The organism is Lelliottia sp. WB101 (genome assembly GCF_003051885.1).
GTDB lineage: Bacteria > Pseudomonadota > Gammaproteobacteria > Enterobacterales > Enterobacteriaceae > Enterobacter > Enterobacter nimipressuralis.
In genome coordinates, this window is the sequence record NZ_CP028520.1 from 2,000,716 (window position 1) to 2,013,864 (window position 13,149).

15 protein-coding genes are annotated in these 13,149 nt (G+C 59.2%); 9 read left to right on the forward strand and 6 right to left on the reverse strand.

Annotated features, from left to right (window positions below):
* Positions 1-56: 56 nt before the first annotated feature.
* Genes hypE through hypA form a run of 5 tightly spaced genes read right to left on the reverse strand, consistent with a single transcriptional unit; the run spans position 57 to position 3,669 of the window.
* Positions 57-1,067 (reverse strand): hydrogenase expression/formation protein HypE, encoded by a 1,011-nt coding sequence (gene hypE, locus DAI21_RS09560; protein ID WP_107702946.1) that lies wholly within the window; start codon positions 1,065-1,067, stop codon positions 57-59.
* The gene (hypD, locus tag DAI21_RS09565) at positions 1,064-2,185 is read right to left on the reverse strand and encodes a hydrogenase formation protein HypD (RefSeq protein ID WP_102105436.1); all 1,122 of its coding nucleotides are present in this window, start codon (positions 2,183-2,185) and stop codon (positions 1,064-1,066) included. The genes hypE and hypD overlap by 4 nt, the downstream gene beginning before the upstream one ends.
* Positions 2,186-2,188: 3 nt before the next feature.
* Positions 2,189-2,461: a HypC/HybG/HupF family hydrogenase formation chaperone gene (locus DAI21_RS09570; protein WP_107702947.1), complete on the reverse strand. Its 273-nt coding sequence runs from the start codon at positions 2,459-2,461 to the stop codon at positions 2,189-2,191.
* Complete coding sequence (hypB, locus tag DAI21_RS09575) at positions 2,452-3,315, reverse strand: hydrogenase nickel incorporation protein HypB (protein ID WP_107702948.1); 864 nt, start codon at positions 3,313-3,315, stop codon at positions 2,452-2,454. Before hypB ends, DAI21_RS09570 begins: the two co-directional genes overlap by 10 nt.
* A gap of 3 nt (positions 3,316-3,318) precedes the next feature.
* On the reverse strand, positions 3,319-3,669 hold the full coding sequence (gene hypA / locus DAI21_RS09580; RefSeq protein WP_107702949.1) for a hydrogenase maturation nickel metallochaperone HypA: 351 nt from the start codon (positions 3,667-3,669) through the stop codon (positions 3,319-3,321).
* A 210-nt stretch (positions 3,670-3,879) separates the two neighbouring features.
* Between hypA and hycA the strand changes: the two genes are divergently transcribed.
* The 9 genes from hycA to hycI all read left to right on the forward strand — a co-directional run bounded on the left by hycA (position 3,880) and on the right by hycI (position 11,664).
* Complete coding sequence (gene hycA, locus DAI21_RS09585) at positions 3,880-4,335, forward strand: formate hydrogenlyase regulator HycA (protein WP_100779153.1); 456 nt, start codon at positions 3,880-3,882, stop codon at positions 4,333-4,335.
* A 71-nt stretch (positions 4,336-4,406) separates the two neighbouring features.
* A complete protein-coding gene (locus DAI21_RS09590; protein WP_100779154.1) occupies positions 4,407-5,015 on the forward strand; it encodes a 4Fe-4S dicluster domain-containing protein in 609 nt (202 codons plus the stop codon).
* Positions 5,012-6,838 carry a formate hydrogenlyase subunit 3 gene (hycC, locus tag DAI21_RS09595; protein WP_107702950.1) on the forward strand — a complete coding sequence of 609 codons (1,827 nt, stop codon included), beginning with the start codon at positions 5,012-5,014 and terminating at the stop codon, positions 6,836-6,838. Before DAI21_RS09590 ends, hycC begins: the two co-directional genes overlap by 4 nt.
* A 1-nt stretch (position 6,839) precedes the next feature.
* Complete coding sequence (locus DAI21_RS09600; RefSeq protein ID WP_107702951.1) at positions 6,840-7,763, forward strand: respiratory chain complex I subunit 1 family protein; 924 nt, start codon at positions 6,840-6,842, stop codon at positions 7,761-7,763.
* A gap of 17 nt (positions 7,764-7,780) precedes the next feature.
* Entirely contained in the window at positions 7,781-9,490 is a 1,710-nt protein-coding gene (locus DAI21_RS09605; protein WP_102105431.1) for an NADH-quinone oxidoreductase subunit C, read from the forward strand.
* A gap of 9 nt (positions 9,491-9,499) precedes the next feature.
* The gene (locus tag DAI21_RS09610) at positions 9,500-10,042 is read left to right on the forward strand and encodes a formate hydrogenlyase complex iron-sulfur subunit (RefSeq protein WP_100779158.1); all 543 of its coding nucleotides are present in this window, start codon (positions 9,500-9,502) and stop codon (positions 10,040-10,042) included.
* On the forward strand, positions 10,042-10,809 hold the full coding sequence (locus tag DAI21_RS09615) for an NADH-quinone oxidoreductase subunit B family protein (protein WP_100779159.1): 768 nt from the start codon (positions 10,042-10,044) through the stop codon (positions 10,807-10,809). Before DAI21_RS09610 ends, DAI21_RS09615 begins: the two co-directional genes overlap by 1 nt.
* The gene (locus DAI21_RS09620) at positions 10,806-11,216 is read left to right on the forward strand and encodes a formate hydrogenlyase maturation HycH family protein (protein ID WP_107702952.1); all 411 of its coding nucleotides are present in this window, start codon (positions 10,806-10,808) and stop codon (positions 11,214-11,216) included. Before DAI21_RS09615 ends, DAI21_RS09620 begins: the two co-directional genes overlap by 4 nt.
* Positions 11,209-11,664 carry a hydrogenase maturation peptidase HycI gene (hycI, locus tag DAI21_RS09625; protein WP_107702953.1) on the forward strand — a complete coding sequence of 152 codons (456 nt, stop codon included), beginning with the start codon at positions 11,209-11,211 and terminating at the stop codon, positions 11,662-11,664. Before DAI21_RS09620 ends, hycI begins: the two co-directional genes overlap by 8 nt.
* 44 nt (positions 11,665-11,708) lie before the next feature.
* Here hycI and DAI21_RS09630 read toward each other — a convergent pair whose 3' ends face one another.
* Positions 11,709-13,133: a 6-phospho-beta-glucosidase gene (locus DAI21_RS09630; RefSeq protein WP_107704235.1), complete on the reverse strand. Its 1,425-nt coding sequence runs from the start codon at positions 13,131-13,133 to the stop codon at positions 11,709-11,711.
* Positions 13,134-13,149: the final 16 nt, after the last annotated feature.

Consider the following 13,149-nt stretch of genomic DNA (forward strand, 5'->3'; position numbering starts at 1 on the left):
CTTCCAAAGAAACTGGCAAAAAAAGAGAAACAGTGCTGACCGCTTTTCGCGCGGTTCTAGCAAATTCGGGGTAACGGTTCTGAGTGTGGTAAATCCAGTGTGCGCTTGATGCCATACAGGCCGGTCAGTCGCACCCCTTTGCGCTCCACCACCTCCCCAACGATCGCGGCGTTCTGCCCCAGCGGATGGCTACGCAGCTGTGCCAGTATGTTTTCGGCTGCGCTGCGTTCAACGCCAATCAGCAGTTTGCCTTCGTTGGCAAAGTTTAGCGGATCCAGGCCAAGCAGTTCGCACAGCCCGCGCACCGCCGGTTTGACGGGCAGTTGGCTTTCTACCAGCTCAATGCCGCAGCCGCTGGTGGCTGCGAACTCATGGGCGACCGCATTTACGCCACCGCGCGTGGCATCGCGCAGGGCTTTTACGCCTGCGCAGTTGCGCAAAGTCTGGATAAGCGGTGTCAGCACCGCGCAGTCGCTGCGCAGTTCGCCGTCCAGCCCCAGCCCTTCGCGCAGATTCAGGATCGTCGCGCCGTGACAGCCCAGCGTGCCGCTCACCAGCAGCACATCACCGACGGTAAGCTGCTGCGCGCTCCAGTGGATCTCCGCCGGGATCGCGCCCATGCCTGCGGTATTGATAAACAGTTTGTCTGCCGCACCGCGCTGCACCACTTTGGTATCGCCGGTGACAATGGCGATGCCTGCGTCGCGTGCGGTCTGCGCCATGCTGTTGACGACGGTGGTTAACGTTTCCATCGGCAGACCCTCTTCGAGGATAAAGCCGCAGGAGAGATAGCGTGGAATTGCCCCGCTTACCGCCACATCATTCGCCGTGCCGCACACCGCCAGCTTGCCGATATCACCGCCGGGGAAAAACAGCGGGTCGATGACGTAGCTGTCGGTGGAAAACGCCAGCCGGTCACCCTGCGCGGTGAGGGAAGAGAGCGCGATACGCGCCTGATCTTCCTGCTCAGCCAGCCAGGGGTTATCGAAGGCCGCCATAAACAGCCGCCCAATTAGCTGCTGCATCGCCTGGCCGCCGCTGCCGTGGGCCATTTCCACCGTCTTCATGCTTCACACTCCTGATTGCGGTACTGATACCACGCGGCGCAGGCCCCTTCGGACGAGACCATCAGCGCGCCAAACGCCGTTTGCGGATTACAGGTGTTGCCAAATAACGGGCATTGATGCGGTTTGCATTTGCCGGTTAACACCGCCCCACAGCGGGCACGGGGATCGTCGCACACCTGCTGCGGCTGCGGGCGGAAATGCGCTTCGGCGTCGAATGCCTGATACGCGGCGGTCAGATGCACGCCGGACTGCGCGATCAAACCCAGTCCGCGCCATTCGCTGTCGCCTTCGACGCTAAACACTTCGGCGATGGCCTGCTGCGCCAGCCGGTTGCCCGCATCGGGGACCACGCGGCGGTACTGATTTTCTACCGAACTCAAGGCTGCTATTTTCTGCTCAACCAGCATGTTCACGCCTTGTAGTAGATCAAGTGGTTCGAATCCAGCTACCACTAATGGGCGATGATACTCTGCGGCGATAAACCCATAGGCCTCGGTGCCTATCACCATGCTGACGTGGCCCGGTGCCAGAAACGCATCGATCCCGTTGTCGGGTTCGTCCAGCAGGCTGCGCAGGGTCGGGATAAGCGTAATGTGCTGACAGAAAAAGAAAAAGTTGGTCAGATTCTGCTTTTTTGCTTGCTGTAGGGTGATGGCCGTGGCAGGCATGGTTGTTTCAAACCCCAGGCCGAAAAAGACCACTTTGCGCGCCGGATTCTCTGCCGCCAGCTTCAGGGCATCCATCGGCGAGTAGACAATACGCACATCCGCGCCGTGTGCGCGGGCCTGCATCAGCGAACCGTTTTTCCCCGGCACGCGCATCGCGTCGCCGAAGGTGCAAAAAATGACGTCCGGCTGGCGGGCAATCTCAATGCAGCTATCGATGCGGCCCATCGGCAGCACGCACACCGGACAGCCAGGGCCGTGGATAAATTCGATGTTATCGGGCAGGAGCTGATCGAGACCGAATTTAAAGATCGCATGGGTGTGGCCGCCGCACACTTCCATGATGCGCAGCGGGCGCTCTGCGGTGTAATCCAGCCGGGCAGCGCGCGTTTTCAGGTGCGCGATAAGCTGCATCACCTGTTCCGGCGCGCGATATTCATCAACGTAGCGCATGATTTATCGCTCCTCGCCAAACAGCAGGGCGCCGACGTCTGGCTCCACTTCAAACATATTTTGCAGCGCCGCCAGGGTGTCCCGGGCCTCGGCTTCGTTAATCACGCTCATGGCAAAACCGACGTGCACCAGAACCCACTGGCCGAGGCGCGAGGCACCGTTTTCGTCTACAGTGCCCACCAGCGTTAAATCGACATCGCGCAGTATGCCGCAGACGTCCACTTTGGCCTGATTACCGTCGATATCGCGGATTTGTCCCGGAACGCCTATGCACATCGTTCGTTCTCCAGCCAGGCCAGCCAGCTCTCCATGCCGTCGCCCTTGGTGGCGGAAACCAGCAAAATTTCAATCTCCGGGTTTACTTCCCGGGCAAAGGCCAGGCACTTCTCAACGTCAAAATTGAGATAGGGCAGAAGGTCGACTTTGTTAAGCAACATCAGCGAGGCGGCGGCAAACATATGCGGATATTTCAGCGGCTTGTCCTCGCCCTCCGTCACCGACAGCACCGCCACTTTATGCCGTTCGCCGAGATCAAAACTGGCCGGGCAGACGAGGTTGCCGACGTTTTCGATAAACAGAATGCCGTTATCGGCAAGAGGCAGACGCGGCGCGGCGTCGGCAATCATCTGCGCATCCAGGTGACAGCCTTTGCCGGTATTCACTTGAATGGCCGGGGTGCCGGTTTCACGAATGCGCGCCGCGTCATTAACGGTCTGCTGATCGCCTTCGATTACCGCGCAGGAGACGCGGTGATTCAGACGCTTCAGGGTTTCCGTCAGCAGCGTGGTTTTACCGGAACCGGGGCTGGACACCAGGTTCAGCACTAATTGCTGGCGAGCGGCGAAACGCGCACGGTTGCAGGCGGCGAGCTGGTTGTTCTTATCCAGCACGTTGATTTCGACCTCCAGCATTTTGCGCTGGCTCATGCCCGGCGCATGCGTGCCCGCTTCGCCGTGGCCGTAGTGCAGATCGCCCGCGTCAGACTGCTTCGGGGCAAAAGTGATGCCGGTCAGTGCCGCCACTTTGCGCGGGGCGGGAGAGAAGGGCGCGGAGCGAAACGCGGAGTGGGGGCGATGCTCGTCCCCTTCGATATACAGGTTGCCTTCGGCGCAACCGCAGGTACTACACATGATTTACTCCTGGTCTATTTCGAGGCGCTGGATCTGCAAACCGTCGTCCGCGACGATGCGAAGCCCGGTGTTCTGACACTGCGGGCAGCTTCGCACTTTCGATGACAGCAACGTGACGTACTGCTGGCAGGTCTCGCACCAGCATTCGGCCTGCTGCTCTTCGAGATGCAGCTCGCAGCCTTCTGCCAGCGTGTCGCGACACACCAGCTCAAAGCAAAAGGTGAGGGCACCCGGTTCGACACAGGAAAATGCCCCGACTTTGAGCCATACGCCGGTGACGCGTTTTGCGTGGTGCTGCTTCGCCTGCTGTTCGATAAGTTCCAGCGCTCGCTGGCAGAGGGTGATTTCGTGCATGACGCCTCCTCGGTGATTTGGGGCGGTGATGCAATAACGATGCCAGCCTAATTTAGGAAAGGGAGTGTCGATGACGGCGCTGACGAAATGACACGTCGACACACGCATTTTGACAGTCTGTTTTATTTATAAATCATTAATTATCAGTGAGATAAAAACTGGCACAAAATCTGCTTAACAGCCGCTATCTCCATTAACCGGATACCTGAGATGACTATTTGGGAACTTAGCGAAAAAGCGGATTACATTGCGCAACGCCATCAACAATTACAGGAGCAGTGGCACCTCTACTGCAACTCACTGGTTCAGGGCATCACCCTGTCAAAAGCCCATCTGCACCACGCGATGAGCTGTGCGGCGCAAGAGGATTTGTGCTTCATCCTGTTCGGCCACTTTACGATTTACGTCACCCTGGCCGATGCCTTTAACAGCCACGTCATTGAGTATCACGTCGAGACCAAAGACGGCGACAGACAGCGGATTGCACAGGCGCAGCTGATGATCGACGGCATGGTTGACGGCCACGTCAGCACCCGCGATCGCCACCAGGTGCTTGAACACTATCTGGAAAAAATCGCGCCGGTTTACAACGGCCTCTATTCCGCGGTCGAGCACAATTTGCCGGTGAATTTGCAGTCGCTTACCAGCGAACCGCACACGGCCTGATGCTTGCGTGTCGAGATGTGTCGATATGGCACGTCCGTCGTCAAAAATGACACTGTCCTGAGGACTACCCGGTGAACCGTTTTGTAATTGCTGACTCGACGGTCTGTATTGGCTGCCACACCTGTGAAGCGGCGTGTTCCGAAACACACCGCCTGCACGGGCTGCAGTCCATGCCGCGCCTGCGCGTTATGCGTAATGAAAAAGAGTCTGCCCCGCAGCTCTGCCATCAATGTGAGGACGCCCCCTGTGCGGGCGTCTGTCCTGTGAATGCCATCAACCGTATCGATGGCGCTGTTCAGCTGAACGAAAGCCTGTGCGTAAGCTGCAAACTGTGCGGCATCGCCTGTCCGTTTGGCGCGATTGAATTTTCTGGCAGCCGCCCGCTGCATATTCCGGCCAATGCCAATTCGCCAAAAGCGCCACCAGCGCCTCCCGCACCGGCTCGCGTCAGTACCCTGCTGGACTGGGTGCCGGGCGTGCGCGCCGTGGCGGTGAAGTGCGATCTGTGCAGCTTTGACGAACAAGGCCCCGCCTGCGTACGCACCTGCCCAACTAAAGCGCTGATTCTGGTCAATATCCACGATATCGCTCGCACCAGTAAGCGCAAACGCGAACTGACCATTAATACCGACTTTGGCGATCTGTCGCTGTTTCAGGCGCAAAACGAGGGGGCGAAATGAACGCTGTCTATCTGATTAACAGCGCCGTAGCCTGCTTTGCTGCGACGGCGGTGCTGGCGCTGGTCTTCTCTTTTCACAAACCCCTCAGCGGATGGATTGCCGGAATCGGCGGCGCGGCGGGGAGTGTCATCACGGCGATAGCCGGATTCATGGTGTTGACGCAGGGTGTCCATGCAGAAGGCGTGATGCCGCTGATTCGCCACACTCTTCAGCTCACGCCGCTGAATGCGATCTGGCTGGTGACCTTTGGCCTGTGCGGGCTGTTTGTCAGTCTGTTTAATATTGACTGGCACCGTCACCCGCAGACCAAACCGAACGGCCTGCTGGTCAATCTGCTGCTCGCCGCCGCCGTCTGTACCGTGGTGGCCAGCAACCTGGCCGCGCTGGTCGTAATGGCGGAGATCATGGCGCTGTGCGGGGTGTTCCTAACGGGATGCAGCCCATCCGGGAAACTGTGGTTTTTCCTGGGGCGTCTCGGCACCCTTTTGCTGGCGCTCACCTGCTGGCTGGTGTGGCAGCGCTACGGCACGCTTGACCTGGATCTGCTGAGTGCCCGCGCGCAGTTGCTGCCGTTTGGGGCCGATATCTGGCTTTCTGGCGTGGTCGGCTTTGGTCTGCTGGCGGGGATTATTCCGCTGCACGGCTGGGTGCCGCAGGCACACGCCACTGCGTCAGCGCCCGCCGCGACGCTGTTCTCGACGGTGGTGATGAAAGTCGGTCTGTTTGGCATCCTCACGCTTTCGCTTATCGGTGGCCAACCGCCGCTGTGGTGGGGCGTGGTGCTGTTGATTGCCGGGATGATCACCGCTTTTGTCGGCGGGCTGTACGCCCTGATGGAGCACAACATCCAGCGTCTGCTGGCGTATCACACCCTGGAAAACATCGGCATCATCCTGCTTGGCTTAGGCGCGGGTGTAACGGGGCTGGCACTGAACCATCCGGCGCTGGTCGCCGCCGGGTTTATCGGCGGGCTGTACCATCTGGTTAACCATAGCCTGTTTAAAAGCACTCTGTTCCTGGGGGCGGGCAGCGTCTGGTTCCGCACCGGGCATCGCGATATCGAAAAGCTGGGCGGTATCGGTAAAAAAATGCCGCTGATTTCGCTCGCGATGCTGGTGGGGTTGATGGCGATGGCCGCACTTCCGCCGCTCAACGGTTTTGCCGGTGAGTGGGTGATCTATCAGTCCTTCTTTGCGCTGGGTCAGAGCGACCTCTTTATTGCTCGTCTGCTCGGGCCAATGCTGGCGGTCGGCCTCGCGATCACCGGCGCGCTGGCGGTGATGTGTATGGCGAAAGTCTACGGCGTCACCTTCCTTGGCGCACCGCGTACTCCGGAGGCAGAAAATGCCCGCAGTGCACCGGCACTGATGACCGCAAGCGTGGTTCTGCTGGCCCTGTGCTGCATCGCGGGTGGGGTTGCCGCGCCGTGGCTGCTGCCGCTGCTGGGGAGTGCGGTTCCGCTACCGCTCACGACCGCGCACACCGCCGTTTCCCAGCCGATGATTGCCCTGCTGCTGATCGCCGCGCCGCTGTTGCCGCTGGTGCTGATGATGTTCTTCAAACGCGACCGTCTGCCTGCGCGCTCACGCGGTACGGCATGGGCATGCGGGTACGAGCATGAACAATCGATGGTCATCACCGCCCACGGTTTTGCAATGCCGGTGAAAGAGAACTTCGCCTTTGTCCTGAAACTGCGCCACGCGCTGAACCCGGTGAAAGTGATTCCCGGCTGGCAAAGCGCGGCTGCGCCGACGCTGTTCCGTCGTCTCGCCGTGATCGAGCTGGCGGTGCTGGTGGTGATTGTGATTTCACGAGGAGCCTGACATGAGTCTGTTACTGGCATTACTTCAGGCGCTGGTGTTATTCGCCGTTGCGCCACTGCTTTCGGGCATTACCCGCGTGGCCCGCGCCCGGATGCACAACCGTCGTGGTCCGGGCGTGCTTCAGGAGTACCGCGATCTCATCAAACTGATGGGCCGTCAGAGCATCGCCCCGGATGCGTCCGGCTGGGTGTTCCGCCTGACGCCGTTCGTGATGGTCGGCGTGATGCTGACCATCGCCACCGCGCTGCCGGTGGTGACCGTCGCGTCGCCTCTGCCGGTGCTCGGCGATCTGATCACCCTGATCTACCTCTTCGCTATCGCGCGCTTTTTCTTTGCGATTGCAGGGCTGGATACGGGCAGTCCGTTTACCGGTATCGGCGCCAGCCGTGAAGCGATGCTCGGCGTGCTGGTGGAACCGATCCTGCTGCTGGGCCTGTGGGTGGCCGCGCAGGTCGCGGGTTCCACCCATATCAGCTTTATCACTGACACGGTTTATCACTGGCCGGTTACGCGCACCGTTCCGCTGCTGCTGGCGCTCTGCGCCTGTGCTTTCGCCACCTTTATTGAGATGGGAAAGCTGCCCTTTGACCTCGCGGAAGCGGAGCAGGAGCTGCAGGAAGGGCCGCTCACGGAGTACAGCGGCTACGGCTTTGCGGTGCTGAAGTGGGGCATCAGCCTTAAACAGCTGGTGGTCCTGCAAATGTTTGTCGGCGTCTTCTTCCCGTGGGGGCAGATGACACATTTCTCGGCGGCGGGTTTGCTGCTGGCAGTGGTTATCGCCGTGCTCAAGCTGGTGGCGGGGGTGCTGATTATCGCGCTGTTTGAAAACAGCATGGCGCGACTGCGTTTCAACGCCACGTCGCGCATCACCTGGGCCGGTTTTGGGTTCGCATTTTTAGCCTTCGTCTCCTTGCTGGTGGCGTGATTACAGAGAGTCTTAGCATGTCTGAAGAAAAAGTAGGTCAACAGTATCTTGCCGCACTGCATCAGGCGTTTCCCGGCGTGGTGCTGGAGGAGAGCTGGCAGACCAAAGACCAGATCACCGTCACCATCAAGGTGAACTACCTGCCGGAAGTGGTGGAGTTTCTCTATTACCAGCAGGGCGGCTGGCTATCGGTACTGTTCGGCAACGATGAGCGTCAGCTGTGCGGCAACTACGCGGTTTACTACGTGCTGTCGATGGAGCAGGGAGTGAAGTGCTGGCTCACGGTGCGCGTCGAAGTTGATCCGAATAAACCGGAATACCCGTCCGTCACGCCGCGCGTGCCTGCCGCCGTCTGGGGCGAGCGCGAAGTGCGCGACATGTACGGCCTGGTGGCGGTTGGCCTGCCGGATGAACGCCGTCTGGTGCTGCCCGACGACTGGCCGGATGAACTCTATCCGCTGCGCAAAGACAGCATGGATTATCGCCAGCGTCCGGCGCCGACGACCGACAGCGAAACCTACGAGTTCATCAACGAACTCGGCAGCAAAAAGAACAACGTGGTGCCGATTGGCCCGCTGCACGTCACCTCCGATGAACCGGGCCACTTCCGCCTGTTTGTCGACGGCGAAAACATTATCGACGCCGATTACCGCCTGTTCTACGTCCATCGCGGCATGGAAAAACTGGCGGAAACCCGTATGGGTTACAACGAAGTCACCTTCCTGTCGGATCGCGTGTGTGGCATCTGCGGCTTTGCCCACAGCACCGCATATACCACCTCGGTGGAAAACGGCATGGGCATTGTGGTGCCTGAGCGGGCGCAGATGATCCGCGCCATTCTGCTGGAGGTCGAACGCTTGCACTCGCACCTGCTGAACCTCGGCCTCGCCTGTCACTTCGTCGGCTTTGATTCCGGGTTTATGCAGTTCTTCCGCGTGCGTGAAGCATCGATGAAGATGGCGGAAATCCTCACCGGGGCGCGTAAAACTTACGGCCTGAACCTGATCGGCGGGATTCGCCGCGATCTGCTGAAAGACGACATGATCCAGACCCGCCTGCTGGCACAGCAGATGCGCCGCGATGTGCAGGATCTGGTGGATATGCTTCTGAGCACGCCGAATATCGAGCAGCGCACCGTCGGCGTGGGCCGTCTCGATCCGCAGATCGCCCGCGACTTCAGCAACGTCGGCCCAATGGTGCGCGCCAGCGGTCACGCCCGCGATACCCGCGCCGATCACCCGTTTGTCGGTTACGGTCTGTTGCCGATGACCGTACACAGCGAGCAGGGCTGCGACGTTATCTCGCGTCTGAAAGTGCGCATCAACGAAGTCTTTACCGCCCTGAATATGATCGACTTTGGTCTGGATAATCTGCCCGGCGGTCCGCTGGCGGTGGAAGGCTTTACCTACATCCCGAACCGTTTTGCGCTCGGGTTCGCCGAGGCGCCACGCGGGGATGATATCCACTGGAGCATGACTGGCGACAACCAGAAGCTCTACCGCTGGCGCTGCCGTGCGGCGACCTACGCCAACTGGCCGACCCTGCGCTACATGCTGCGCGGCAATACGGTCTCTGATGCGCCGCTGATCATCGGCAGCCTCGATCCTTGCTACTCCTGTACCGACCGCATGACGGTGGTGGATGTGCGCAAGAAGAAAAGCCAGGTGGTGCCGTACAAAGAGCTTGAACGCTACAGCATCGAGCGCAAGAACTCGCCGCTGAAATAAGGAACCGTCATGTTTACCTTTATCAAAAAAGTGATCAAAACCGGTACGGTCACCAGCCGTTATCCGCTTGAGCCGATGCCGGTCGACAAAAACTTTCGCGGCAAACCAGAGCACAACCCCCAGCAGTGCATTGGCTGCGCGGCGTGCGTTAACGCCTGCCCGTCGAATGCCCTGACGGTAGAGACAGATCTGGCAACGAATCAGCTGGCCTGGCAGTTCAACCTCGGGCGCTGCATTTTTTGTGGCCGCTGTGAAGAGGTCTGCCCGACGGCGGCGATTAAGCTGTCGCAGGAGTACGAGCTGGCGGTGTGGAAAAAAGAGGATTTCCTCCAGCAGTCGCGTTTTGACCTGTGCCACTGCCGCGTTTGCCAGCATCCGTTCGCCGTACAAAAAGAGATCGACTACGCCATTGCGTTGCTGAAACACAACGGTGATGCGCGCGCCGAAATGCACCGGGAAGGGTTTGAAACCTGCCCGGAATGCAAGCGTCAGAAATGCCTGCTGCCGTCCGACCGCATTGATATCACCCGCCACATGAGAGAAGCCAGCTGATGAATAATTTACTCGGCCCGCGCGACGATAACGGCATTCCGGTGCCGATGACGGTGGACGAATCCATCGCGAGCATGAAAGCCTCCCTGCTGAAAAACATCAAACGTTCCGCCTACGTCTACCGCGTGGACTGCGGCGGCTGCAACGGCTGCGAAATCGAAATCTTCGCCACCCTGTCGCCGCTGTTTGATGCCGAACGTTTTGGTATCAAAGTGGTGCCATCCCCGCGCCATGCGGACATTCTGCTGTTTACCGGCGCGGTGACGCGCGCGATGCGATCTCCGGCGCTGCGCGCCTGGCAATCGGCGCCGGATCCCAAAATTTGTATCTCCTACGGCGCCTGCGGCAACAGCGGCGGGATCTTCCACGATCTCTACTGCGTGTGGGGCGGCACCGACAAAATCGTGCCGGTGGATGTGTATATCCCTGGCTGCCCGCCGACGCCCGCGGCGACGCTGTACGGTTTTGCTATGGCGCTGGGTCTGCTGGAGCAGAAAATTCACGCTCGCGCCCCGGGTGAGCTGGACAATCAGCCCGCGCAGATTTTGCATCCGGATATGGTGCAGCCTCTGCGCGTGAAGGTCGATCGCACGGCGCGACGCCTCGCCGGGTATCGCTATGGCCGCCAGATTGCTGATGACTATCTCCGTCTGTTGAGCCAGGGCGAGCATCAGGTGGCACGCTGGCTGGAGGCGGAGAAAGATCCGCGTCTGAACGAGATCGTGGCAAACCTGGACCAGGTGGTGGATGAGGCGCGTATCCGATGAGTGAAAAGGTGGTGTTCAGTCAGCTGAGCCGTAAATTTATCGATGAGAACGACGCGACGCCGGATGCGGCCCAGCAGGTGGTCTATTACAGCCTGGCGATTGGCCACCATCTCGGGGTGATCGACTGTTTAGAGGCGGCGCTGAGCTGTCCGTGGCAGGACTATCTGGCGTGGATCGGCACGCTGGAGGCGGGCAGCACGGCACGACGCAAAATGGAAGGTGTGCCGAAGTATGGCGAGATCATCATCGACAGCAATCATATCGCCATGCTGGCGAATGCCTTCGATGCGGCGCTCGCAGTGCAAACCCCTGAGCAGCAGGCGTGGAGCAAAACGGTGCTCAGTATGCTGCATGATATTCATCAGGAGAGCGCCATCTACCTGATGGTGAGGAGATTACGTGACTGACGTTTTACTGTGTGTGGGTAACAGCATGATGGGCGACGACGGCGCAGGCCCGCTGCTGGCGGAAATGTGCTTCGCAAATCCGCAGGGTAACTGGCAGGTGATCGACGGCGGCAGCGCGCCGGAAAATGACGTGGTTGCCCTTCGCGAGCTGCGCCCGGACCGGCTGCTGATTGTCGATGCCACCGACATGGGGCTAAACCCGGGCGAAATCCGCCTCATCGACCCGGACGATATTGCTGAGATGTTCATGATGACCACCCACAATATGCCGCTCAACTATCTGGTCGATCAGATTAAAGACGACGTGGGCGAGGTGCTGTTTTTGGGCATTCAGCCGGATATTGTCGGCTTTTATTATCCGATGACTCCCGCGATAAAAGCGGCGGTAGAAACGGTCTATTCCCGGCTTGCAGGATGGGCAGGGGACGGGGGGTTTGCACAGCTCTGAGAAGTGAATGCCCGGTGCGCGACGTGCCACCGGGCATAACTCCGTTACGCTAAATCCGCCCCGTTGCTCGCAATCACTTTCTTATACCACCAGAACGATTTCTTGCGTTTACGATCCAGCGTACCGTTGCCTGCGTCGTCACGATCGACATACACAAACCCGTAGCGCTTGCTCATCTCGCCCGTGGAGGCTGCCACCAGATCGATACAGCCCCAGGTGGTGTAGCCCATTAGTGGCACGCCGTCTTCAATCGCATCGCCCATTGCGCGGATATGCTCGCGCAGATAGCTGATGCGGTAATCGTCGTTGATCTCGCCGCTGGCGTCGATCTCGTCTTTCGCCCCGAGGCCGTTTTCCACCAGGAACAGCGGTTTCTGGTAGCGGTCATACATCATGTTCATGGTGATGCGCAGGCCCAGCGGGTCAATGCCCCAGCCCCATTCGCTCACCTCAATGTGCGGGTTGCGCAGGGATTTAACGATGTTTGCCGCGCTGGTGTTATTGGCGTTCATCTCCGCTGAGGCGCAGCGTGACGCGTAATAACTGAACGACACAAAATCGACGGTATGTTTCAGGATCTGGTCGTCGGCCGGGTCTTTAACAATCGTCACCCCTTTGTCGCGGAACACGCGCGCCGAGTAAGCCGGATAGGTGCCGCGCGCCTGAACGTCTATAAAGAACAGGTTTTCGCGATCTTTTTCCAGTGCCGTCCACACGTCTTCTGGCTTGCAGGAGTACGGGTAGAAACTGCCGCCTGCCAGCATACAGCCGACCTGGTTTTCCGGATTCACTTCATGGGCGATTTTGGTCGCCAGTGCGCTCGCCACCAGCTCGTGGTGTGCGGCCTGGTATTTCACCTGATCTTCGTTTTCATTCTCTTCAAAGACCAGCCCCGCGCCCGAGAACGGGCTGTGCAGCATGATGTTGATCTCGTTGAAGGTCAGCCAGTATTTCACCAGACCATTGAACTCTTCAAAGCAGGTGCGCGCGTAGCGGGCGAAGAAATCGACCATTTTGCGGTTGCGCCAGGAGCCATATTCGGTGACCAGATGCATCGGCACATCGAAGTGGCACAGGGTCACCAGCGGCTCGATATTGTACTTTTTGCACTCTTCAAACACCGCGCGGTAAAAGGCGATACCGGCCTGATTCGGCAGCGGCTCGTCGCCGTTCGGGTAGAGGCGGCTCCAGGCAATCGAGGTGCGGAACACCGTAAAGCCCATCTCCGCCATCAGTGCGATGTCTTCTTTGTAGCGATGGTAAAAATCTATCGCCTCGTGGCTTGGGTAAAACTCGTCGTCGCGCAGCGAGAAACGTTTTTCCTTACCGACTTTCACCGCCATGCGGTTTGCGCCATGGGGGATCATATCGACGGTGGTCAGCCCTTTACCGCCTTCACGGTAAGCACCTTCACTCTGGTTGGCGGCCAGTGCGCCGCCCCATAAAAATCCTTCTGGAAAAACAGACATTTTTACCTCGTTATTC